General features: G+C 71.2%; 23 protein-coding genes. 7 read left to right on the top strand and 16 right to left on the bottom strand.

The window, feature by feature from the left end; genetic code table 11:
* Positions 1-19 precede the first annotated feature (19 nt).
* Both KME78_RS53525 and KME78_RS53520 read left to right on the top strand, forming a co-directional pair.
* A complete protein-coding gene (locus tag KME78_RS53525; protein WP_219537744.1) occupies positions 20-1,741 on the top strand; it encodes an ABC transporter ATP-binding protein in 1,722 nt (573 codons plus the stop codon).
* On the top strand, positions 1,738-3,585 hold the full coding sequence (locus tag KME78_RS53520; protein WP_219537743.1) for an ABC transporter ATP-binding protein: 1,848 nt from the start codon (positions 1,738-1,740) through the stop codon (positions 3,583-3,585). Before KME78_RS53525 ends, KME78_RS53520 begins: the two co-directional genes overlap by 4 nt.
* A 49-nt stretch (positions 3,586-3,634) precedes the next feature.
* Here the strand turns inward: KME78_RS53520 and KME78_RS53515 are convergent, their stop codons facing one another.
* The 5 genes from KME78_RS53515 to KME78_RS53495 form a co-directional block, all read right to left on the bottom strand.
* On the bottom strand, positions 3,635-4,015 hold the full coding sequence (locus tag KME78_RS53515) for a hypothetical protein (protein WP_219537742.1): 381 nt from the start codon (positions 4,013-4,015) through the stop codon (positions 3,635-3,637).
* A 160-nt stretch (positions 4,016-4,175) separates the two neighbouring features.
* Complete coding sequence (locus KME78_RS53510; RefSeq protein ID WP_219537741.1) at positions 4,176-4,484, bottom strand: hypothetical protein; 309 nt, start codon at positions 4,482-4,484, stop codon at positions 4,176-4,178.
* A gap of 52 nt (positions 4,485-4,536) precedes the next feature.
* Entirely contained in the window at positions 4,537-4,866 is a 330-nt protein-coding gene (locus KME78_RS53505) for a DUF202 domain-containing protein (RefSeq protein ID WP_219537740.1), read from the bottom strand.
* A gap of 7 nt (positions 4,867-4,873) precedes the next feature.
* On the bottom strand, positions 4,874-5,200 hold the full coding sequence (locus KME78_RS53500) for a YidH family protein (protein ID WP_219537739.1): 327 nt from the start codon (positions 5,198-5,200) through the stop codon (positions 4,874-4,876).
* Between the two features lie 55 nt (positions 5,201-5,255).
* Positions 5,256-5,645 (bottom strand): DUF8711 family protein, encoded by a 390-nt coding sequence (locus KME78_RS53495; RefSeq protein ID WP_246654430.1) that lies wholly within the window; start codon positions 5,643-5,645, stop codon positions 5,256-5,258.
* A gap of 99 nt (positions 5,646-5,744) precedes the next feature.
* Here KME78_RS53495 and KME78_RS53490 point away from each other — a divergent pair, with 99 nt between their 5' ends.
* Positions 5,745-6,002, top strand: a complete 258-nt coding sequence (locus tag KME78_RS53490; RefSeq protein WP_219537738.1) for a ubiquitin carboxyl-terminal hydrolase 14 — start codon at positions 5,745-5,747, stop codon at positions 6,000-6,002.
* Here the strand turns inward: KME78_RS53490 and KME78_RS53485 are convergent.
* Both KME78_RS53485 and KME78_RS53480 read right to left on the bottom strand, forming a co-directional pair.
* The gene (locus KME78_RS53485) at positions 5,999-7,576 is read right to left on the bottom strand and encodes a Na+/H+ antiporter (protein ID WP_308127478.1); all 1,578 of its coding nucleotides are present in this window, start codon (positions 7,574-7,576) and stop codon (positions 5,999-6,001) included. The two genes, KME78_RS53490 and KME78_RS53485, sit on opposite strands and share 4 nt — an antisense overlap.
* A 63-nt stretch (positions 7,577-7,639) precedes the next feature.
* Positions 7,640-8,812, bottom strand: coding sequence for a hypothetical protein (locus KME78_RS53480; RefSeq protein WP_219537737.1), 1,173 nt, complete (start codon positions 8,810-8,812; stop codon positions 7,640-7,642).
* Positions 8,813-9,062: 250 nt separating this feature from the next.
* Between KME78_RS53480 and KME78_RS53475 the strand changes: the two genes are divergently transcribed.
* Positions 9,063-11,033: an ATP-dependent DNA helicase gene (locus KME78_RS53475; protein WP_308127477.1), complete on the top strand. Its 1,971-nt coding sequence runs from the start codon at positions 9,063-9,065 to the stop codon at positions 11,031-11,033.
* Between the two features lie 452 nt (positions 11,034-11,485).
* Here KME78_RS53475 and KME78_RS53470 read toward each other — a convergent pair whose 3' ends face one another.
* From KME78_RS53470 to bar, 7 genes are all read right to left on the bottom strand, one after another.
* Positions 11,486-12,244 carry an SGNH/GDSL hydrolase family protein gene (locus tag KME78_RS53470; RefSeq protein WP_219537736.1) on the bottom strand — a complete coding sequence of 253 codons (759 nt, stop codon included), beginning with the start codon at positions 12,242-12,244 and terminating at the stop codon, positions 11,486-11,488.
* A gap of 93 nt (positions 12,245-12,337) precedes the next feature.
* Positions 12,338-13,414 carry a 3-dehydroquinate synthase gene (gene aroB, locus KME78_RS53465; protein ID WP_219537735.1) on the bottom strand — a complete coding sequence of 359 codons (1,077 nt, stop codon included), beginning with the start codon at positions 13,412-13,414 and terminating at the stop codon, positions 12,338-12,340.
* Positions 13,411-13,911, bottom strand: coding sequence for a shikimate kinase (locus KME78_RS53460; RefSeq protein WP_219537734.1), 501 nt, complete (start codon positions 13,909-13,911; stop codon positions 13,411-13,413). Before KME78_RS53460 ends, aroB begins: the two co-directional genes overlap by 4 nt.
* On the bottom strand, positions 13,908-15,089 hold the full coding sequence (gene aroC / locus KME78_RS53455; protein ID WP_219537733.1) for a chorismate synthase: 1,182 nt from the start codon (positions 15,087-15,089) through the stop codon (positions 13,908-13,910). The genes KME78_RS53460 and aroC overlap by 4 nt, the downstream gene beginning before the upstream one ends.
* Positions 15,090-15,132: 43 nt before the next feature.
* Complete coding sequence (locus KME78_RS65530) at positions 15,133-15,768, bottom strand: prepilin peptidase (protein ID WP_219537732.1); 636 nt, start codon at positions 15,766-15,768, stop codon at positions 15,133-15,135.
* A 9-nt stretch (positions 15,769-15,777) separates the two neighbouring features.
* On the bottom strand, positions 15,778-16,305 hold the full coding sequence (locus tag KME78_RS53445; protein WP_219537731.1) for an SseB family protein: 528 nt from the start codon (positions 16,303-16,305) through the stop codon (positions 15,778-15,780).
* A gap of 18 nt (positions 16,306-16,323) precedes the next feature.
* Positions 16,324-17,421 (bottom strand): barbiturase, encoded by a 1,098-nt coding sequence (gene bar / locus KME78_RS53440; RefSeq protein ID WP_219537730.1) that lies wholly within the window; start codon positions 17,419-17,421, stop codon positions 16,324-16,326.
* Between the two features lie 152 nt (positions 17,422-17,573).
* Here bar and KME78_RS53435 point away from each other — a divergent pair, with 152 nt between their 5' ends.
* From KME78_RS53435 to KME78_RS53425, 3 genes are all read left to right on the top strand, one after another.
* Positions 17,574-18,239 carry an alpha/beta fold hydrolase gene (locus tag KME78_RS53435; protein ID WP_219537729.1) on the top strand — a complete coding sequence of 222 codons (666 nt, stop codon included), beginning with the start codon at positions 17,574-17,576 and terminating at the stop codon, positions 18,237-18,239.
* Positions 18,240-18,273: 34 nt separating this feature from the next.
* Positions 18,274-19,344 carry an FUSC family protein gene (locus KME78_RS53430; protein WP_308127476.1) on the top strand — a complete coding sequence of 357 codons (1,071 nt, stop codon included), beginning with the start codon at positions 18,274-18,276 and terminating at the stop codon, positions 19,342-19,344.
* Between the two features lie 102 nt (positions 19,345-19,446).
* Positions 19,447-20,544 (top strand): FUSC family protein, encoded by a 1,098-nt coding sequence (locus KME78_RS53425; RefSeq protein ID WP_219537728.1) that lies wholly within the window; start codon positions 19,447-19,449, stop codon positions 20,542-20,544.
* 55 nt (positions 20,545-20,599) lie between these two features.
* On the opposite strand, the gene ahpD is transcribed toward KME78_RS53425, so the two are convergent.
* Positions 20,600-21,136 (bottom strand): alkylhydroperoxidase, AhpD family, encoded by a 537-nt coding sequence (ahpD, locus tag KME78_RS53420; RefSeq protein ID WP_219537727.1) that lies wholly within the window; start codon positions 21,134-21,136, stop codon positions 20,600-20,602.
* Positions 21,133-21,684, bottom strand: a complete 552-nt coding sequence (locus KME78_RS53415; protein ID WP_219537726.1) for a peroxiredoxin — start codon at positions 21,682-21,684, stop codon at positions 21,133-21,135. Before KME78_RS53415 ends, ahpD begins: the two co-directional genes overlap by 4 nt.
* Positions 21,685-21,730: the final 46 nt, after the last annotated feature.

Raw genomic sequence — 21,730 nt, 5'->3', positions numbered from 1 at the left:
CTCCAACGCCCTGTGGCGGATGAAGCCCTATCTCCGCCCCTACGTCCTCAGGTTGGTCTTCATCTGGCTGGCCGCGATCATCGGCATCGGGGCGAGCATCGCCCTGCCTCTCGTGGGCAAGGAGGTCGTCGACGGGCCCGTGCTCCACGGCGACTCCGGTGCCCTGCTCCCCCTCGGTCTCATCGCCCTGGGCGTGGGCGTTCTCGAAGCGTTCCTGACCTTCTTCAGGCGCTGGACGCAGACCGGCCCGGTCCTCGGGCTGGAGACCCACATCCGCAACGACCTCTACGAGCACCTGCAGCGCCTGCCGATGGACTTCCACGGCGACTGGCAGTCGGGTCAGCTCCTGTCGCGGGCCACCACCGACCTGTCCACGATCCGCCGCTTCCTCGGCTTCGGCATGCTCTTCCTGGTCATGAACATCCTGCAGCTGACCACCGTGACGGTGCTGCTGCTGAACATGTACTGGCCGCTCGGGCTGCTGGTGGCCGCGTCGGCCGTGCCGATCGTGGCGGTGTCGCTGCGCTTCGAGAAGAAGTACATCAAGATCTCCCGCCAGGTGCAGGACCAGCAGGGAGACCTCGCCACGGTCGTCGAGGAGTCGGCGATCGGCATCCGGACGATCAAGGCGTTCGGCCGCCGGCACCACGTGTTCGACCAGTTCGACGACTCGGCGCGCAAGGTCTACGGCACCTCGATGGACAAGGTGCGGCTGTCGGCCCGCTTCTTCACCTTCCTCGAGATGATCCCCAACTTCACCCTCGCCCTGGTCCTGCTGCTCGGCGCGCTGGCCGTGGGGAGCGGCTCGATGACGCTGGGCACGCTGGTCGCGTTCACCACGCTGATGCTGCAGCTCGTCTGGCCGATCGCCAGCCTCGGCTTCATCCTGGCGATGGCCCAGGAGGCGATGACCTCCGCCGACCGGGTCATGGAGGTCATGGACACGGTCCCGGCCATCGAGGGCGGCACCGGCTCGATCGAGCGGCCGCGCGGCCACCTGCGCTTCGAGGGCGTGGAGTTCCGCTTCCCCGGCGCCGACCAGCCGGTGCTGCGTGATGTGTGGCTGGAGGTACGGCCGGGCGAGACGGTCGCCATCGTCGGCGCGACCGGCTCGGGCAAGACGACGATGACCTCACTCGTACCCCGGCTGATCGACCCCACCGCCGGCCGCGTCACGATCGACGGACACGACGTGCGCGACCTGTCGCTGCCCGCGCTGCGCGAGGTGGTGGCCACGGCGTTCGAGGAGCCGACGCTGTTCTCGATGAGCGTGCGCGAGAACCTCACGCTCGGCCGCCAGGACGCCACCGAGGAGGAGCTCGACGACGCCATCCGCACCGCCCAGGCCATGTTCGTGTACGACCTGCCCTGGGGCCTCGACACCCGGATCGGCGAGCAGGGCATGTCCCTGTCCGGCGGCCAGCGGCAGCGCCTGGCGCTGGCCCGGGCCGTGCTGAGCAAGCCCCGCATCCTGGTCCTCGACGACACGCTGTCCGCGCTCGACGTCGAGACGGAGGCGCTGGTGGAGGAGGCGCTGCGTCACGTGCTGCGCGAGGCGACCGGCATCGTGGTCGCCCACCGCGCCTCCACGGTCCTGCTGGCCGACAAGGTGGCGCTGCTCAGGGACGGCACGATCACGCACGTCGGACGGCACCACGACCTGCTCGACGAGGTGCCCGAATACCGCGAGCTGCTCGCCCAGGACGCCGACTTCGACCCCTCGGAAGGAGCACTCCGATGACGACGACCACGACCTCGAGCACGACCCCGAGCGCGGCCGACTGGCGGGGTGTCGCCTCCGAGAATCAGGATGACTTGTCCGAGACGGTGACGGTGTTATTGCGGGAGCGCTCCCGCAGGCTCCTCGGCGACCTGCTCACGCCGCACCGCAAGGCGATCGCCCTGCTCACCGGCATCATCATCGTGTCCAACCTGGCCGGCCTGGCGATCCCCTACCTGGTGAAGGTCGGCATCGACGCGGGCATCCCGCCGATGCTCAAGGGCACCGGCCCCGGCACGCTGCTGACCGTCGTCGGGGTGATCCTGGCGGCGGCGGTGACGCAGGCCCTCACCCGGCAGGCGTTCCTGCAGCTGTCCGGCCGCATCGGCCAGAACATCCTGCTGGAGCTGCGCAGGCGGGTGTTCGACCACTTCCAGCGGCTGTCGCTGAGCTTCCACGAGAAGTACACCTCCGGCCGCGTCATCTCCCGGCTCACCTCCGACATCGACGCCATCGCCGAGCTGCTGCAGTCGGGCTTCGACGGCCTGGTCACCGCCGTGCTCACCATGTTCGGCACGGCCGCGCTGCTGCTGGTGCTCGACGTCCACCTGGGCCTGGTGGCGCTGATCCCGCTGCCGGTGCTGCTGCTGTTCACCCGGTGGTTCCGCCGCCAGTCGGCGATCGTCTACCGGCGGACCAGGGAGACGGTGGCGCTGGTCATCGTGCACTTCGTGGAGTCGATGACCGGCATCCGCGCCGTACAGGCCTTCCGCCGGGAGCCGCGTAACCAGGAGATCTTCAAGCAGCTCAACGACGACTATCGCGGCGCCAACGCCAGCAGCATGCACCTCATCGCGGTGTTCATGCCGGGCATCAAGCTGATCGGCAACGTGACCGTGGCGGGCGTGCTGGTCTACGGCGGCTGGCTGGCGCTGCACGGCGAGGTCACGGTCGGCGTGCTGGCGGCCTTCCTGCTCTACCTGCGCCAGTTCTACGAGCCGATGCAGGAGATCAGCCAGTTCTACAACACCCTTCAGTCGGCGGGTGCCGCGCTGGAGAAGCTGTCGGGCGTGCTGGAGGAGGAGCCGGCCGTGCCGGAGCCGCGCGAGCCGAAGGCGCTGCCCAAGGCCCGCGGCAAGGTCAAGTTCGAGGATGTCCGGTTCGCCTACGTCGAGGAGCGGCCGATCCTGCCGGGGCTGGATCTGACGATCCCGGCCGGGCAGAGCGTCGCGCTGGTCGGCTCGACCGGCGCGGGCAAGACGACGCTGGCCAAGCTGATCTCCCGGTTCTACGATCCGACCGCCGGCCGCGTCCTGCTCGACGGCGTCGATCTGCGTGAGCTCGACGAGCCGACGCTGCGCAAGGCCGTGGTCATGGTGACGCAGGAGAACTTCCTGTTCAGCGGTACGGTCGCCGACAACGTCAGGTTCGGCCGCCCCGGCGCGTCCGACCGCGAGGTGCGTGAGGCGGCCAAGGCGATCGGCGCGCACGAGTTCATCTCCGCGCTGCCCGACGGCTACGACACCGAGGTGGGCAAGCGGGGCGGGCGCATGTCGGCCGGTCAGCGCCAGCTGGTGGCCTTCGCCAGGGCGTTCCTGGCCGATCCCGCGGTGCTCATCCTCGACGAGGCGACCTCCAGCCTCGACGTGCCGAGCGAGCGGCTGGTGCAGCGGGCGCTGCGCACGATCCTCGCCGACCGGACCGCGCTGATCATCGCGCACCGGCTCTCGACGGTGGAGATCGCCGACCGGGTGCTGGTCATGGAGCGGGGCGAGATCGTCGAGGACGGCTCGCCGGATCGGCTCATCGCTGCCTCCGGCCGCTTCGCCGGCCTGCACCAGGCTTGGCTGGACAGCCTCAGCTGACGGCCTCGGGCGCCCGCGGCGATCGGCGGCGGGCGCCCGAGGTCAGCCGTCAGTGCGGGTGCACCACGCGCGTCATGTTCTCGAACAGCTCGTAGCCCACGAACAGGGCCACGGGCAGCCCGACCGCCAGCAGCAGCCGTCCGGGGAGAGTCGCCCTCACCATGGGCGCCCGCACCACGTCACGCACGACGGGCAGCTCCGCCGCGGGCTCCGGCTCCGGCGCCGGCATGGGCACCAGCTCGGGGTGACGGGAGAGGTATCCCGTCGGGAACGAGGTGACGTGGTAGGCCCCGCAGCCCGGACAGCACGTGTCCGACCCTGGCGGCTGCACGGTCACGCTGCCCCGCAGCCAGATCTTGACCTGGTTGCCGTAGTCGTCGGTCAGATGCCTGACGACGTACTCTTCCTCCCAGACATGCAGACAGCGCATGCACTCGAAAGGCCATGTTTCCTGGGTATTGAACCCTTCACGCACCAGGACCACCCCCGGTCAGGTACCGCCATCCGGTTTCGAGTGTCCGCCCCACCCGTGACCCGGACAAGACGGCACTATGACACTCAGGGCTATGAAATGCTCACCTACTGTCAGGTTAGAGAGGGTAAACCCGTCTCTGAACCGGACTGAGCAGCGGCGTCGCGTCGGGCGGCGCGGGTTCGGCCGGAGACATCAGCTCCGGATGCCGGCTGAGGTAGCCTGCCGGGAACATCGTGGCGTGCTGGCAGCCGCACTTGGGGCAGATGGCCCCCGACGAAGGCGGTGGGACCGGCACACCGCTGCGCAACCAGATCTCGCGCTCGTTGCCGTGGCGATCGTCGAAGTGCCTGACGTGGTATTCCTCTTCCCAGACGTACCAGCACTCTTGACACTCGAACGGCAGACTCCTGATCTCTTCTTCCATGAGTCACCCCCTCCTTCGAGTGTCGTCCTATTTGTCGGAAAATCGCAACCGCTTACGCGAGAACCAGCACGAACACGAGAGCCCCGGCCACCACGCTGAGCGTGCCGAGCCAGGCCAGCAACGCGTCGAGCCGGGCGTCCACGGACCTGCCGCCGTGCAGCGCCTCCTGGACGCGACGGAACCGGATGCCGGTCCTGAGCAGCAGCGCGGCACCGCAGAACGCGGCCGGCACGAACGCGGCGATGGCGCCGAGGGGCAGCCCGTGCCGCGCCGACAGCCCCATCGCGCCCAGGCCGCCGGACGACAGAGCCACGGCGGTGCGTACCCAGGCCAGGCGGGTCCGCTCGCTCTGCAGCCCGGGGTCCCAGATCTCGTCGGACACGGCCGGATCAGGCACCCATGACGATGACCACCAGGGCGATCACCGCGACCGCCGCCACGCCGTAGCCGAACACGGCGGCCAGCGCGGGTGGCGGCAGCGGCGCCTGCTCGCGCAGCGCGCGCTGGATGTTGCGCCAGCGCGGGTAGGCCATGCCCGCCGCCAGCGCGGAGAGAGTGACCAGGACGACGGCCAGGGCGGTGCGCACCCAGGGGATGAACAGACCGTCCGGGAGCGCGGCCATGGCCACCCCACCCGCGCTGAGTGCCAGCGCGGTGCTCAACCAGGTGAGGAACGTGCGCTCGTTCGCGAGGGTGAAACGCGGGTCAGGCTCCATACGAACGACGCTAGTTTGCACATATTCCCCCTAGAGAAGCCGGGGTTGGCCGGGGTCAGCCGCCGCAGGCCTGGGCGACCGTCTTCAGGTAGGTGGCGGTCTCGGTGCCGACCTTCTGGACCGCGTCGACGGCGTCGTTGACGTCCTTGACGTCGATGCCGCTCAGCGTCTTGGCCAGGTCGTCGGACGCCTCCTTGAGCGTGGTGTTGGCGGCCTTGTCGGCCACCTCGTTGAGCTTGGCGGCGCTGTCGTCGAGGGCCTTCTCCATGGCCTTGGGGTCGTCCTTGAGCTCGGCGATCTTGCCGGCCAGCTCGGTGACGATCTTCGGGGCCTCCAGGCAGGACTGAGCCTTGTCGATAGTGTTGTTGACCTCACCGCATCCGGCGGCGAGCACGAACATGGCGAAGGCTGCGAGGGGCACGAACCGGCTTTTGAGGCGACGCATACTGGGGACCCTACCCAACGGATCCGTGCCGCCGGCTTGTCAGCCGACCGCGAGGGGTCCGGGCACGGGGAAGCGCGGCAGGCGTTCTAGGATTCCCCCATGACAACGTGTGAGCATCTTCTCAAGGCAGGCGACCCGGCTCCGCGCACGCCCGAAGGCTGCGAGGAGTGCCTGGCCGCCGGTGGCCGGTGGGTGCACCTGCGCCGCTGCCTGGAATGCGGTCATATCGGGTGTTGCGACTCCTCGCCCAGCAAACACGCCACCAAGCACTTCCATGGCACCTCCCACCCGGTGATGCAGTCGTTCGAGCCCGGCGAGGCGTGGAAGTGGTGCTTCGTCGACAACGCGATGGGTTAACGCTCCAGGATGGCCTCCTCGAAGTCGAGCTCGGCCATCACCTCGCGGAGCACCTCGTCGTCGAGCCGGCGTTCGTCGCGTAGCTTGACGAACGTCTCGCGCTCGGTCTGCAGCATCTCGCGGCGCAGCCGGCGATAGAGGGAGCTGGGCGTCTCGGCGCCGCCCTGGGCGGTGCCGCCGCCCAGGCGCTCCCACGCCGTCAGCGAGCGCCGCCACGACTTCTCCTTGAGCTGATCGATGACCTGCTTCTGGATCTCGTCGGGCTCGCCTTCGGCCTCGGCCAGGCGGTCGAGCACCTCCAGGCCCGCGGTGAGCGCGGCCTGCTGCGCCGACGCCTCGGCCAGCCTGTCCTCATACTGCTCCTGCTCGCTCGACACGCGCAGCCGCCTGATCAGCATGGGGAACGTCGTGCCCTGGACGAGCAGCGTGCCGATCACCGTGGTGAAGGTGAGGAAGAGCAGGATGTCCCTGTCGGGCGTGCCGACCGGGATGGCGAAGGCGGCGGCGAGCGAGACGACCCCGCGCATGCCCGCCCAGCTGATGATCACGACATGCGAGGCCGCGGGCGCCGGCTCGTTCCGTCTGAACAGCCTGGTCAGGTAGGTGACGGGGAACATCCAGACGAACCTCGCCAGCACGGTCACCAGGAACACCACGCCCGCGTACAGCGCGACCTCCCACGCGCCGTAGCCACCGCCACCGATCCCCTTGATCACGGTGACCAGTTGCAGGCCGATCAGCGCGAAGACGATCGCCTCCAGGAAGAAGTCGGTCACCTTCCACACCGCGTCGGACACCAGCCGGGTGCCGAACCCCCGCTGGTGCATCTGGTTGCCCAGATAGAGCCCGACGATCACCACCGCGATGACGCCCGAGGCGTGCACCGACTCGGCCGCCAGGTAGGCGGCGAACGGGATCAGCAGCATCAGCGTGTTCTCGACCAGCGAGTCACGGGTGTGCCGGAACACCCAGGCGAACAGGAACGCCAGCGCCAGCCCGATCGCCACTCCGACCGCCGCCGAGTACAGGAACTCGCCGACGCCCTGGAGCAGGTCCACCGTGCCGCCCACGGCCGCGCCGATCGCCACCCGGTAGAGGGTCAGCGCGGTCGCGTCGTTGAACAGGCTCTCGCCGATGAGGATCGTCAGCGCCCGGCGCGGCAGGCCGAGCCGCCTGCCGACCGCGACGGCGGCCACGGCGTCGGGCGGCGCGATGATGGCGCCCAGCGCGAACGCCGCCGCCAGCGACAGCTCCGGCAGCAGCAGGTGGACGACCAGCCCGATGACGGCCGTGGTGAACAGCACCAGCCCGACCGACAGCAGCGCCACGGCCCGCTTGACGTCACGCAGGCGCAGGTAGGAGCTGTCGAGCGCGGCCGAGTAGAGCAGCGGCGGCAGGAACACGTACAGCACCAGGTTGGGGTCGAGCGGCACGCCGGGCACCAGCGGCGAGACCAGCAGCCCGGCGGCCACCAGCAACAGTGGCGCCGGCCAGCCCTTGCGGCGGGCGACGGCGGAGACCGCGACCGCTCCTGCCGCCATCAGCAGCAGTTGCAGGCCCATCGTGGTGTTCACGGCGCTCCTCCACGTCGGCACGGGCACGCGATCGCAGCGTACCGCTGTTGAAGGAGTGCCGGCTCACCACTCCCTGCGGCGGCCCCTGTCGTCGTACTCCTCCTGGTCGGGACGGAGCCGCTCACCGGTGGAGAACATCGGGTCGCCCACGTAGGGGCGCGACAGGTCCGCCTGGTACGGCGGGACCTGCTGCTGGTTGCCGCCCATCGCGAACAGCGGGTCGGCCGGGCTGGGCGGCGGGGTCTGGTAGGCCGGGAAGCCGTCCGTGGACGGGTAGGGCACCTGCGGGTACTTCTCGCGGTAGGTGATGGGCTCCTGGCGCCGTCCCGCGCCGGGGATGCCGTGCATCGGGGTGCCGAGCCCGGCGCCGCCCGAGTCCGGCAGCGCCGGCGCGGGTGGCTGTTGCGGCTGGTATCCGCGCTGGCCGTAGGGGTCGTGAGCCGGCTGCTGAGGGTAGGCGTCGGGCTGCTGCCGGTTCGGCTGAGCGCTCTGAGAGGGGAAGCCGAGCGGGTCGGTGGACGTGGGCGCCTGACGACGGCGCTCACCCGGCATCTGGTAGACGGGCTCACCGGGGTCCTGCACCGGGGCGGGCTGCGCGTACTGCTGCTGCTGGGGGCCGGTGAACGGGTCTCCGGTGTACTGGGGGCCGTTGTAGGGCTCCGGGGTGCCGGGGACGGCGTACTGCGGGCCGGTGAAGGGCTCGGGCGCCTCGGGCTCGGTGTACTGGGGGCCGGTGAACGGCTCGCGGGGATTGGGCTGGCCGTACTGCTGGGCACCGAAGGACGCCCGCTCACCGTACTGCTGGGCATGGGGGTCGCGCGCCCCGGTCGTCTCGGGGTAGGAGGCCACCAGCTTGTCCGGAGGCGGCGGGGTGCCCCTGGCCACTAGGACGTCGTTGGGAGACAGGGCGGCCGTGGGCCGCTCGTCGTGCGGCGGCGGCGGCGAGCTCTGGTGCGGCCGTTGGTATTGACCGGTGCCGGGGATCACCTCGGTGCCCGGGTCGTGCGCCGGCACGGCGGGCTGCTCACCCGTGGCTTCGGCGAACCCGTCGTCGAGGGTGTCGAGCAACCGGCCGACATCGTCCATCGGCATGCGGAAGCTGGCGGTGCACATCTCACCTCGCCACAGGCTGAGCACCAAGGTGCCCTCATGCCACGTGACCCGGAGGCACCGCTCCTGACCTCGGGCATCGAAGAACACTTCGCCGAACGACGGCAACGGGACAACTTCCGACATGGCAGACATACTGCTTTAACCAGCCTTTATCCGTCCACTCAACCCCGGCAAACCCTACTGAACCGGCTTTCCCCATCTAAGCTTGCACCCCACTGGCCCCTTCTATGGTAGATCTTTGGAGTCAGTTGGAGTTCCGATCGTCCAGTGTGCCACGCGAGCCACGGGAGCCGACCGGGAACGCCGGGATGCGTCCGCACGATCACACCGCGTTCGGCGCGTCGACCCCCGATTGCCGGTACCGTTTACTGCCGTGCCGGACTCCCATCTGCCCCCAGCCGAAGAACTGCTCAGCATCGCGGTCAACGCTCTCGGCGGGAGCGAACGACGGGGCCAGATCACGATGGTGCAGGCCGTGCAACGGGCCATCGACGACGAGGAGCATCTGGCGGTCCAGGCGGGCACGGGCACCGGCAAGTCGCTCGCCTATCTGGTGCCGTCGATCAGGCACTCCATGGAGGCCGACAAGCCGGTGGTCATCTCCACGGCCACGATCGCGCTCCAGCGCCAGCTCGTGGACCGCGACCTGCCAAGGCTGGCCGAGGCGCTCGGCAAGGAGCTGCCGCACGAGCCGACGTTCGCCATCCTCAAGGGCCGCCGCAACTACCTGTGCCGCTACAAGGCGACGGCCGGCTGGCCCGAGGACGACGAGCAGGACCAGCTCTTCGAGCCGCGCGAGGTCGGCGCGACGGGGCGGATGGTCCAGCGCATCCAGGAATGGGCCGAGGAGACCGAGACGGGCGACCGCGACGAGCTGGTGCCCGGGGTCAACGAGCAGGCGTGGCGGCAGTTCTCGGTGAGCGCCCAGGAATGCCTGGGGGCCACCCGCTGCCCGAGCGGCGCCGAATGCTTCGCCGAGATGGCCAGGAGCCGGGCCGGCGAGGTCGATGTGGTCGTCACCAACCACGCGCTGCTGGCGATCGACGCGATGGGCGACATCCCGGTCCTGCCCGAGCACGACATGGTGGTCGTCGACGAGGCCCACGAGCTGGTCGACCGGGTGACCTCGGTGGTGACCGCCGAGCTGTCGGAGAGCTCGGCGGCGCTCGCCGTACGCCGGGTCGGCCGGCTCATCGAGCAGCCGATCGCCGACCAGCTCATGGAGGCGGCCGAGGACCTCAAGGCGCTGCTGGCCGCCGCTCCCCCCGGCCGCGTCGACGAGCTGCCCGAGGTGCTCGGGCTCACGCTGGCGCTGCTGCGCGACACCTCGGCGCGGTGCGTCTCGGCGCTCGGCCCACGCGGCGGCGACAAGGACGATCCGGACAAAGCAGGCCAGCGCAAGGCCGCCTTCACCGCGCTCGACGAGGTGCACGACACGGCGGTGCGCATGCTGGAGGCCTACGGCCACGCCTCGGAGGAGGACCGCGCCGAGGTGGTCTGGCTGGAAGGCGCCACCGACCGCCGCCCGCCCGTGCTGCGGGTGGCCCCGCTCAACGTCGGCGGCATGCTCCGCGACCGGCTCTTCGGCGACCGCACGGTGGTCCTCACCTCCGCCACGCTGGCGCTCGGCGGCACCTTCGACGGCCTGGCCCGCCAGTGGGGGCTGGGCGACAAGGGCTGGCAGGGCATCGACGTCGGCTCGCCGTTCGACCACCCACGGGCGGGCATCCTGTACGTCGCCAAGCACCTGCCGCAGCCCGGCCGTGACGGGCTGCCCCAGGCCTACCTCGACGAGATCGCCGAGCTGATCGAGGCGGCGGGCGGGCGCACGCTCGGCCTGTTCTCCTCGATGCGGGCCGCCAAGGCCGCCACCGAGGCGCTGCGCGACCGGCTCGGCGTGCCGCTGCTCTGCCAGGGCGACGACTCCACGATGCTGCTGGTCAAACAGTTCGCCGAGGACGAGGCGACCTGTCTGTTCGGCACGCTGTCGCTGTGGCAGGGCGTCGACGTCCCCGGCCCGTCGCTGCGCCTGGTCATCATCGACCGCGTCCCGTTCCCACGCCCCGACGACCCGCTCACCTCGGCCCGGCAGCGGCACGTGGCGGCCAAGGGCGGCAACGGCTTCATGACTGTCGCCGCCACCCACGCCGCCCTGCTGCTCGCCCAGGGCGCCGGCCGGCTGCTGCGTGCCCAGCACGACAAGGGCGTCATCGCCGTCCTCGACCCGCGCCTGGCCACCGCCCGCTACAGCAGCTTTTTGCTGGGCTCCCTGCCCCCGTTCTGGCGCACCACGGACCCGGCGATCCCGAGAGCGGCCCTCAAACGCCTGTCAACGGAAGACTGACCCGCCTTCGGGGCGCGGCCCGCCCTCATGGGGTGATCCGTCTTCGGGGCGTGGCCCGACTTCGGGGCGGCTCGTTATCGCGCGCGACCCGCCGTTGCGGCGCGGCCCCGGAAGTGGCCCGCCTTTGCGGCGTGGCGGCCCCTCGGCGTGGCCCGCCCGCCCGATGTGGCCGGACTGCGGGGTGGGGCCCGACTTCGCGGCGGCTCATAATCGCGCGCAACCCGCCGTTGCGGCGCGGCCCCTCTGGGTGAGGCCCAGCCTCGTCTGCGCCCCTCCCCAGCGGCGTGACCCCTGGGGTGGCCCGCCCTCGCGGCGGGGCGTCCTCTCGGCGGGCGTCCTCTCGGTGTGGGCCGTCCTCGCAGTGGGGCCAGGTGCCTGGGTGGGTTGACTGCGCAAGGTCCGTCTTGGGGCGGGCCTGAGGTGCGAGCCGGCTCAGAGCGGAGAGGTGCCGGTCAGAGGGTCCACGGGGTGAGGTCGGGGCGTTTCGGGTCCAGGCCGTCGCCCGAGGAGGCGCCGCGTAGGCGGCGGGACACCCACGGCACCAGATGCTCACGGATCCACTGGGCGTCCTCGCGACGCCGGGCGCGGGGGTCGAGGGTGCGCTCGGGCCACGCCTTCTGCCAGTCGTCGAACGGCACGCCCAGCACGTCCAGGACCCGGGCGGCCACCAGCCGGTGCCCGTCCTCGTTCATGTGCAGCCGGTCCTCGCTCCACGCCCGCCAGTCGCGCAGCCCCTGCATGGACCACTGGTCGACGAGCCGGCAGCCGTACAGGTCGGCGATCGAGCGGATGTGCAGGTAGAAGATGGCGAACCGGCCGCGCAGCCGCCGCATCACCGGCGTGTCGCGCGGGTCGACACCGGTGAACAGCAGCACGTCGGCGCCGCTGGCCCGCAGGTCGCGCACGGCGCGGGCGAGCCGCTTGGCCATCAGGTCGGGGTCGCTGCCCGGCCGGAGCAGGTCGTTGCCGCCCGCGCACAGGCTGACCAGGTCGGGCGCCATCTCGACGGCGATCGGCACCTGCTCGGTGACGATCTGGTCGAGCAGCCTGCCGCGTACGGCCAGGTTCGCGTAGCGGAAGGACGGGTTGTCGGCCGCCAGCCGCTCGGCCACCCGGTCGGCCCAGCCACGGTAGTGACCGTTGGTGCCGGGGTCGTTCAGGCCTTCGGTAAAGCTGTCACCAAGGGCGACGAATGAGTCGTATTGCCTCATGACCTGCTGTTCATCTCTGGTGCGTTAGGACATCCGACTGTAGTGCCAACCCGGCCGCCACGCCCGGCGCCACCCCGACACGAGCGAAGGACGTCATCGGGCGACCGCCCGGTAGGCCGCCTCCAGAAGCTCCTCGGACGGGCCTTCCAGCCGTCCCGGCTTGGCCAGGCCGTCGAGTACGACGAAGCGCTGCTTGGCGCCCCGGTTCTTCTTGTCGAGGCGCATGTGGTCGCGTAGTTGCGGCCAGGCGTCGGCCCGGTAGGTGGTGGGCAGCCCGACCGAGGTGAGGATGGATCGGGTGCGCTCGACCAGGTCGAGCCCGATGCGCCCGTCGAGCCTCGACAGCTCGGCGGCGAACACCATGCCGATGGCGACGGCCTCGCCGTGGCGCATGTGGTAGTCCTCGGCCCGCTCGATCGCGTGGGCGAGCGTGTGGCCGTAGTTGAGGATCTCGCGCAGCCCGGCCTCGCGCAGGTCGGCGCCGACGACGTCGGCCTTGATCTGGATCTTCCGCTCGATCAGCTCGCGAGTGTGCGGCCCCTCCGGCGTCGCGGCGGCGTCGGGGTCGTCCTCGACCAGCATGAGGATGGTCGGGTCGGCGATGAAGCCGCCCTTGATGATCTCGGCGAGCCCGGCCACATAGTCGGCGCGCGGCATGCTCGACAGCGTGCCCAGCTCGCACAGCACGCCCGCCGGGGGCAGGAAGGTGCCGACGAGGTTCTTGCCTTCGGGCGTGTCGATGCCGTTCTTGCCGCCGACCGCCGCGTCGACCATGGCCAGCAGCGTCGTCGGCACCAGCACCACCTGGACGCCACGCAGCCAGGTCGCGGCGATGAACCCGGCCAGGTCGGTGGTGGCTCCCCCGCCGACGCCCACGACGGCGTCGGAGCGGGTCACGCCGTAGCGGCCGAGGGCGGACCAGAGCTCGGCGGCCACCTCGACCGACTTGGCCCGCTCGCCGTCGGGCACAGGGAGCTCCACCACGTCGTATCCGGCGCCGGACAGCGCCTCGCAGACCGGGCGGGACAGCTCGGGCAGGCCCGCCGGGTGGATGACCGCGACCGTGCGTACGCCCGGCTTGAACAGCCCGGCCAGCTCCGGCAGCACCCCGGTGCCGATCACCACCTCGTACGGGCTGTCACCGCGTACGGAGATCCTGGTCGCGGTCATGACTGGAGGCCCTTCATGATCTCTTCGGCCAGCTCGGCGGGCTCCCGCTTGTCGGTCACGACCGTCAGGACGGCGAGCCGCTCGTAGATCGGGCGGCGCTCCTCCATGAGCTTCTTCAGCTGGCTGCGCGGGCTGAGCACGAGCAGCGGCCGGGCGGAGGCCAGACCCACCCGCTGGACCGCGTCGGCCAGGCCTACCTGGAGGTAGACGACCGGGTGGCCGGCCAGCAGCGCCTGCGCCTCCTCGTTGAGCACCGCGCCGCCGCCGAGGGACAGCACGCCGTCGTGCTCGGCCAGTGCCTGGCGTACGGCCTGGAGTTCGAGCTCGCGGAAGCGGGCCTCGCCGTCTTCGATGAAGATGTCGGCCACGGGCTTGCCCGCGACCGCCTCGACGTCGGTGTCGGTGTCGCGGAAGGAGACGCCGAGCAGGTCGGCGAGCAGGAGACCGAGAGTGGTCTTGCCGGACCCCGGCGGGCCGATGAGAACGGCCTTGGTCATTTGATCACCATCGATGACAGGTAGCCGGACAGGTTGCGGGCGACCTCCTCGACGGAGTCGCCCCCGAACTTCTCGAGCGCCGCGTCGGCCAGCACCAGCGCGACCATGGCCTCGGCCACGATGCCCGCGGCCGGGACCGCGCAGACGTCGGAACGCTCGTGGTGCGCCTTGGCCGCCTCGCCGGTCAGCACGTCGATCGTGGCCAGCGCCCGCGGGACGGTCGAGATGGGCTTCATCGCGGCGCTGACCCGCAGGATCTCGCCGTTGGTCATGCCGCCCTCGACGCCGCCGGCGCGGTTGGTGATGCGCTTGACGCCGTCGGCGGCGGTGTATTCGATCTCGTCGTGGGCGCGCGAGCCCGGCCTGCGCGCGGTCTCGAAGCCGTCGCCGACCGCCACGCCCTTGATCGCCTGGATGCCCATGAGCGCCCCGGCCAGCCGGGAGTCCAGGCGGCGGTCCCAGTGGGTGTAGCTGCCGAGCCCCGGCGGCAGGCCGTAGGCCAGCACCTCGACGACGCCGCCGAGCGTATCGCCGTCCTTGTGCGCCTGGTCGATGACGGCGACCATCGCGGCGCTGCCCTCGGCGTCGGCGCACCTGACGGGGTCGGCGTCGATGCGCTCCAGGTCGTTGGGACCGGGCAGGTCTTCGGTGGGCGTCTGGGCGCCGCCGATGGAGGTCACGTGGCTGACGATGTCGACGCCGAGCGCCTGCTTGAGGAAGCGCCTGGCGACCTCGCCGAGCGCGACGCGGGCCGCGGTCTCGCGGGCGCTGGCCCGGTCGAGGACCTGGCGGGCGTCGTCGAAGCCGTACTTCTGCATGCCGGCCAGGTCGGCGTGGCCAGGCCGGGGGCGGGACCGGGGCGCGTTTCTGGCCAGGCCTTCGAGCTCGGCCGGGTCGACCGGGTCGGCCGACATGACCTTCTCCCACTTGGGCCACTCGGTGTTGCCGATGCGGACGGCGATCGGGCTGCCCATGGTGCGGCCGTGCCGGACGCCGCCGGCGATCGTCACCTGGTCCTGCTCGAACTTCATCCGGGCGCCGCGGCCATAGCCGAGCCGGCGGCGGCGCAGGGCCTCGTCGATGGCGGCCGTGGTCACCTCGACCCCGGCCGGCAGGCCTTCCAGAACGGCAACGAGCTCGGGGCCGTGGGACTCTCCGGCAGTCAACCAGCGCAACATGCGTACAAGTCTTCCACGTGCCGCCTAGTGGGATGTCCGGTGTTCACTGGCCGAGACAGAGCGCCGTGAACGCGCCGAGCAGCATGAACGGGCCGAAAGGGAACTGCGTGTCGCGAGTGGCGCGTTTGGCGACGAGCAGCGCGATGGCGTACAGGGCGCCTAACAGCTGACCGCCGACGGCCGCGACGACCCACGCCTGCCAGCTCATCGCCGCGGCCGCCATGCCGATCAGCCCCGCGAGCTTGACGTCGCCCAGGCCCATCGCCTCCGGCCTGGCGAACCAGAGCACGGCGTACGCGGCGGCCAGCGCCAGCGCGCCCAGCAGCGCCCTGGACAGCTCCCCCGTGGGGAGCAGGGTCAAGGCCAGGATCGAGTACGACGGCAGGGTGATGACGTCCGGCAGCCTCGTGGTCCGCCAGTCGATGATCGCCAGGGCCGTACCGATCACGGCGAAGTAGACGTACGGCAGGCCCGCGCGCCAGGCGACCAGCGCGGCGACGGCGGCGGTGGCCACCTCGACGATGGGCGGCCAGCGCGGCACGGGCCTCGTGCGCACCAGGGCGTCCAGGGCGGCGTGGGCCTCTTCGCGGGTGTCGAAGGGGTTGGCCACGAAGCAGTCGGCGAGCGTCCTGACGTAGCGCCCGGCGATCAGGCCGAGCAGCGCCACGAGTGCTACCACCCGCCGACCCTACTTCCTGGAGAACCAGCGGCGCTTGCGTACCGGCTCGACGCGGGCCACGGTCGCGCCGGAGATCTGGTCGAGCCTGCCGGACTCGACGGCGGCGAGTGCTTCCAGCACCTCGCCCTCGATCACGAACGGCACCGGCCCCGCCACGTCCACCACGACCGCCGCGACCCGCTCACCGGCGGCGGCCCGGCAGACCTGGAGCAGGCCGGCCTGGATCGGCCGGGCGTCGGGCCGCCACCTGGCCAGGGACTCGGCGCCGGTGAACGCCGGCACCGCCTCCCTGCCGTCCTTGCCGACGAGTTTGGGGAGCGCCATCTCGCTCTCCTTCTCCTGCCGCAGCCCGTGCTCGCCAACTTCGGACTCGGTCAGCAGGGCGACCACGGGGACCAGGAGCCGGGCGCCGGTCAGGGCGTTCAGCACGTCGGTGGCGTCCGCCGCGCCTCGCTCGTAGGAGGACAGGGCGGCGGCCACGGCCGGCGCGGCCGTGCCGTCGTCGCCGGGGTCGAGTGGCTGCGGAATGCTGGGCACAACCCACGAGATTACCCGCTATCCCAGGTCGGCGATGGCGGCGACCGGGCCGCCGCCCGACGGGCCCTGGTGGACGGCGGCGACCGAGACGAACACCGCCGGATCGCCCGTGACCGCCGCCGCGACGCCCCCCACCGTGGCCTTGATCTGGCGGTGCCAGTGCACGTCGGAGTCGTCGAGCATGATGTTGCGCCGCCCCCTGACCCGGCCGGACGGGTCGGCCTCGCACTTCATGAAGACGTTCACCAGGCGGTCGCCGAGGTCGCTGTGGTGCGGCCGTTCGGGGAGCGGAAGGCCGGAGTCGCGGATCGCGTCCCAGATGCCGTCGGCGTCCAGGGCGTCGCGCATCACGCCGTGACCGATGCGGTAGCGCCCGCCGATGCCCCGTACGTTGCCCACCAGCACGATCTGCGCCCGGTCCAGCTCGACCCCGGACGAGCACGAGGCCACCGAGGAGTACAGGGACAGGTCCTTGTGGATCTGGTCGGCCCGCGGCATGTCGATCTCGCCGAGGGCGACGGCGATGCCGAGGGCGGTGGTGGAGTTCGACAGGTCCATGGAGGGGCCGGTCTCCTCGATGGCGGTGTCCTGGCCGCGGCTCTTGGCGTCGGTGATGGTGGCCAGCGTGAGCAGGGGCGTCTTGGTCTGCACGTAGTGGACGTCGCGCGGGTCGTCGATGCCGGCGATCTTCATCGCCTCGCGTACTCCCGCGGCGACCTTCTCCACCATCGCCGGGCGGCCGATGTCCTCCGGCAGGATCACCTCGCTCATCGCGACCCCGACCGACACCCGCGGCTCGTCCGACTGGGGAGCGCGCGCCGGGTCGGTGGTGGCGAACACGGTCGCGTGCGGGCTGAGCACGCCGTCCGTCCCCCCGGACCACACCAGGGGTACGGTCTCCGGCGCCGGATGCCCCTTGGCCGCGAGCACCTCACGGAAGGCCCGGTCGGCCAGGATGCGGGTGTAGTCGTTCACGCCGCCGTTGCCCTCGGTCTTGCCGACCACCGCGAGCACCCGGCGCGCCTCGATCACCCCGTCGTCGATCAGCCGCGCCAGGCCGGAGGCGTCCGTCACACTCTCGATCGGCACCTTGCGCACTTCTATCGGATCCGGCATCACAACCCCTGTTCGGCTATTCGGCGGCGAGCCCGCGGAACTCCCAGATGTACCCCGGCGGCCCGCAGGACACGCTATCCACCAGCGAATTGGCCTTTCACCGGCAATGTCTGCCCAACGTGGCGGTCGGCCTCGGCGATAGGGTCACCGGTGTGATTCGCGAAGCACACGTCAACGGGATCAAGCTCGTCTATCGCGAGGAGGGCGACCCGGCCGCTCCCCCGCTGCTGCTCATCCACGGACGGACCGCCAACCACAACGACTGGAACGGCGTCACCCAGCACTTCGCCGCCCGCTATCACGTGATCGCCCTCGACCTGCGGGGTCACGGCTCCAGTGACTATCCGGGCACGTACGCGCTGCCCGACATGGCGCGGGACGTCGTCGCGCTGCTGGACGAGCTGGGGTTCGGACGGGCGACGCTGGTGGGGCACTCACTGGGCGGCGCGGTGGCCTATCTCATGGCCATGACCTGGCCCGATCGCGTCGAGCGGCTGGTCCTGGAGGATCCGGCCCCGCCCTACGCGATGAAGGATCGTCCGCCGATCGTGGAGGACGGCGAGTCCCCCGGGTTCGACTGGCGGATGGTGCACGACACCGAGCGGCAGTTCCTGGCGCCCGATCCGGCGTGGGCCGCGGGGCTCGCCTCGATCACCGCGCCGACGCTGGTGGTGTCGGGCGCGAGCCATCTCGACGTCGACCGGGTGGCGGCGGCGATTCCGGGGGCCAAGCTGGTCACGATCGCCGTCGGGCATCTCATCCACGTCTCCGCGCGCGAGGCGTTCCTGCGGGCCGTCGACGAGTACCTGGCCGGTTGAGCGTCGCGGCTTGGGTAGGCCAGGGTTCGTGCACGTGAAGAAGCGTCTGAGCAGGCTGGCGCTGATGGCACCGACGGTCGGGCAGTGCGCCGTGGGGGCGGCTCTGGCCTGGCTGGTCGCCAAGAACGTCCTCGGGCACCCCAGCCCGTTCTTCGCCCCGATCGCGGTGATCCTCAGCATCGGCGTGGGTCTCGGGCAGCGCCTGCGCCGGATGATCGAGATGGTCGTCGGGGTCAGCGTGGGCGTGGGCGTCGGCGACCTGCTGGTGTCCTGGATCGGCTCGGGCGCCTGGCAGATCGCGCTCGTGGTGGCGCTGGCGATGGCCGTCGGCGTCCTGCTCGACAGCGGCTCCCTGATCGTCCTGCAGGCCGGGTCCTCGGCCATCCTGGTCGCCACCCTGCTGCCCCCATCGGGCGTCGGCGGGCTGAACCGGATGCTCGACGCGCTGACCGGCGGCGTCGTGGGGATCATCGCGATCGCCCTGCTGCCGGCCAGCCCGTTCACCCTCGTGGCCAAGCAGGCGTCGGGGATGTTCGAGGCGCTGGCCCGTGCGCTGCGGCAGGTCTCGGAGGCGATCGAGAAGTCCGACCCCGGCCTGGCGGCCAAGGCGCTGGACGCCGCGCGGGGCACCCAGGCGAACGTGGAGCAGTTCAAGCAGGCGCTGGCGACCAGCTGGGAGATCGCCACCATCTCACCGCTGCACCGGCACGGCCGTTCCCGGCTGGACGGGTACGAGACGGCCGCCGTACCTCTCGATCACGCGGTCAGGAACGTCAGGGTGCTGGCCCGGCGGGCCGTCGCGGCGCTTGAGGGGCAGGGCGCGCCGCCCGCCTGGATGCCGGACGCACTGCGCGAACTGGCCGACGCGACCCTGCTGCTGCGGCAGGAGCTGGCCCACGGGCAGGAGCCGCACCGGGCCCACGAGGCGATCCTGGCGGTGGCGGGGCGGCAGGGGACGGAGCGGTGGGGGTTCGCGGCCAGTGTGATGGTCGCGCAGTTCCGGTCGATCGTCGTGGACCTGCTCCAGGCGAGCGGCGGCGACCGCGAGCAGGCGGTGGCCGCCCTCCCGCCCCTCGACACGCCCGGCGATCAGGACATCCCTTGACCGTCTGACACCGCCGGTGAAGGGCGCTTTCCGGATGCTCAGCGGAGCCGCCGATCCGGGCAGTGTGACCCTAATGTCACAAAGATCCGCCAGGGTAGAAGGGTGCGAACGAGGCTCAGCGATCATGTACGGGAACGGCTGAGCGGGTTCGGCATGATGGCGCCCTCCATCGCGCAGTGCGCGGTGGGCGCGGCACTCGCCTGGACGGTCGCCATCCACCTGCTCGGCCACGCCCGCCCGTTCTTCGCGCCGATCTCCGTGTTGATCTGCGTCGGTGTGGGGCTCGGGCAGCGGCTGCGCCGGGTGGCCGAGCTGGTGGTGGGGGTCAGCGTGGGCGTGGGCGTCGGCGACCTGCTGGTGGCCTGGATCGGCTCGGGCGCCTGGCAGATCGCGCTGGTGGTCGCGCTGGCGATGACCACGGCGGTGCTGCTGAACAGCGGCGCGCTCTTCGTGGCGCAGGCCGGTTCGTCCGCGGTGCTGGTCGCCGCCCTGCTGCCCACCAACGGCGCCGGGGGCTGGGACCGGATGGCCGACGCGCTCACCGGCGGCCTCATCGCCGTCGCCACGGTGGCGCTGCTTCCCGCCAGCCCCTTCACGATCGCCGCCAAGCACCTGTCAGGCGTGCTCGACGCGCTGTCCACGGTGCTCGAACGGGCCGCGGAGGCGATCGAGAAGCGCGACGTGGACCTGGCCGCCGAGGCGCTGGAGGAGGCCCGCACCACCCAGGCGGCGGTCGAGGAGTTCGAGCGGGCGGTGGAGACCAGCAAGGAGATCACGCTCATCTCACCGCTGCACTGGCACCGCCGCGGCCGGCTGGCCAGGTACGAGACCGCGGCCGTGCCGGTGGACCTGGCCCTGCGCAACGCCAGGGTGCTGGCCCGCCGGACGCTGGCGGCGCTGGGCGAGACGAGCCCGCCGCCGACCTCGCTGGCCGAGGCGATGCGCGAGGTGTCGGAGGCGGCGCTGCTGCTCCAGCTCGAACTGGCGGCCGGCCGCGAGCCCATGCTGGCCCGGCAGGCGCTGCTCGCCGTCGCGGCGCGGGAGCGTCCTGAGCGGCTGGGCTTCTCGGCGCACGTCATCATCGCGCAGCTGCGCTCCATCGCCGTGGACCTGCTCCAGGCGACCGGGATGGACCACGAGGCGGCGACGGCGACGTTGACCTCGCTGGACGCGCCCCACGACGAGGACGCGAAGAACTGACCCGTGGCGGAGGTGGACACCCGGAGAGCCCACCTCCGCCACGGAGGTCCAAGCCTCAGGCGGTGAGCAGCGCCGCCTCGGCGTCGAGGGTCATCGCGGTGGCGTTGATCACGGCGGCCACCCGCAGCGCCTCCTGGATGTGCTCGCGGGGCAGGCCGGAGCCGCGCAGCACCCGCTCGTGCGACTCCAGGCACCGGCCGCAGCCGTTGATCGCGGAGACGGCCAGGCACCACAGCTCGAAGTCGGCCTTGTCCACGCCCGGGTCGCCGAGCACGGTCATCCTGAGCCGCGCGGGCAACGTCGCGTACGTCTCGTCGCCGATGAGGTGGACGGCCCGGTAGTAGACGTTGTTCATCGCCATGATGGAGGCGGCGGCCTTGGCGGCCGTGAACGCCTCGGCCGGCAGCCGAGCCGCGGCCTCCTCGGAGATCGCGGCGATGACCAGCCCGGACCTGGTGGCCAGCGCGCTCGCCAGCACCGTGCCCCACAGCTGCCGGCCGGTCAGCGACGAGGTGGTCGTGATCGAGCTCAGGTTGAGCCGGGTGTCCTTGGCGTAGTCGGGCAGCGCCGCCTTCAGCTCGTCGATGCTCACCGGGCCAGCAGCTCCCGCGCATCGAGCCCGGCCTCGCCCTTGCTCCAGTTGCAGGGGCAGAGCTCGTCGGACTGCAGGGCGTCGAGGACCCGCAGGACCTCCTGGACGTTGCGGCCCACGGATCCGGCGGTCACCATCGTGAACTGGATCTCGTCGTTGTGATCCACGATGAACGTGGCGCGCTGGGCGACGCCGTCGTCGCCGAGCACCCCGCACGCGGCCGACAGCTCGCGCTTGACGTCGCTCAGCATCGGGAACGGCAGATCACGCAGGTCGTCGTGGTGCTTGCGCCAGGCGTGGTGGACATACTCGGAGTCGACGGAGACGCCGAGCACCTGGGTGTCACGGTCGGCGAACTCGCGGTGGAGACGCCCGAACTCGGCGATCTCGGTCGGGCAGACGAAGGTGAAGTCCTTCGGCCAGAAGAACACGACACGCCACTTGCCCTCGTAGCTCTTGTGGTCGATCTCCGCGAACGCCTTCTCGGGGTCGAGGGCGACGCAGGCGGTGAGCTCGTACTCGGGGAAGCGGTCACCGACGGTGAGCAACGTTTCGGCTCCTTCAGGAGGTGATCCCTACCAGTGAGGCGCCGCC

The organism is Nonomuraea guangzhouensis, assembly GCF_019396345.1.
GTDB classification, from domain to species: domain Bacteria; phylum Actinomycetota; class Actinomycetes; order Streptosporangiales; family Streptosporangiaceae; genus Nonomuraea; species Nonomuraea guangzhouensis.
This window is presented reverse-complemented; position numbering and strand designations above follow the sequence as displayed.

Excerpts from the sequence above, each read along its gene's own strand:
- KME78_RS53525 (WP_219537744.1), top strand. The coding sequence starts at position 20 with ATGAAGCCCTATCTCCGCCCCTACGTCCTCAGGTTGGTCTTCATCTGG.
- KME78_RS53520 (WP_219537743.1), top strand. The coding sequence starts at position 1,738 with ATGACGACGACCACGACCTCGAGCACGACCCCGAGCGCGGCCGACTGG.
- KME78_RS53515 (WP_219537742.1), bottom strand. The coding sequence starts at position 4,015 with ATGCGCTGTCTGCATGTCTGGGAGGAAGAGTACGTCGTCAGGCATCTG.
- KME78_RS53510 (WP_219537741.1), bottom strand. The coding sequence starts at position 4,484 with ATGGAAGAAGAGATCAGGAGTCTGCCGTTCGAGTGTCAAGAGTGCTGG.
- KME78_RS53500 (WP_219537739.1), bottom strand. The coding sequence starts at position 5,200 with ATGGAGCCTGACCCGCGTTTCACCCTCGCGAACGAGCGCACGTTCCTC.
- KME78_RS53495 (WP_246654430.1), bottom strand. The coding sequence starts at position 5,645 with ATGCGTCGCCTCAAAAGCCGGTTCGTGCCCCTCGCAGCCTTCGCCATG.
- KME78_RS53490 (WP_219537738.1), top strand. The coding sequence starts at position 5,745 with ATGACAACGTGTGAGCATCTTCTCAAGGCAGGCGACCCGGCTCCGCGC.
- KME78_RS53480 (WP_219537737.1), bottom strand. The coding sequence starts at position 8,812 with ATGTCGGAAGTTGTCCCGTTGCCGTCGTTCGGCGAAGTGTTCTTCGAT.
- KME78_RS53470 (WP_219537736.1), bottom strand. The coding sequence starts at position 12,244 with ATGAGGCAATACGACTCATTCGTCGCCCTTGGTGACAGCTTTACCGAA.
- aroB (WP_219537735.1), bottom strand. The coding sequence starts at position 13,414 with ATGACCGCGACCAGGATCTCCGTACGCGGTGACAGCCCGTACGAGGTG.
- KME78_RS53460 (WP_219537734.1), bottom strand. The coding sequence starts at position 13,911 with ATGACCAAGGCCGTTCTCATCGGCCCGCCGGGGTCCGGCAAGACCACT.
- aroC (WP_219537733.1), bottom strand. The coding sequence starts at position 15,089 with ATGTTGCGCTGGTTGACTGCCGGAGAGTCCCACGGCCCCGAGCTCGTT.
- bar (WP_219537730.1), bottom strand. The coding sequence starts at position 17,421 with ATGCCGGATCCGATAGAAGTGCGCAAGGTGCCGATCGAGAGTGTGACG.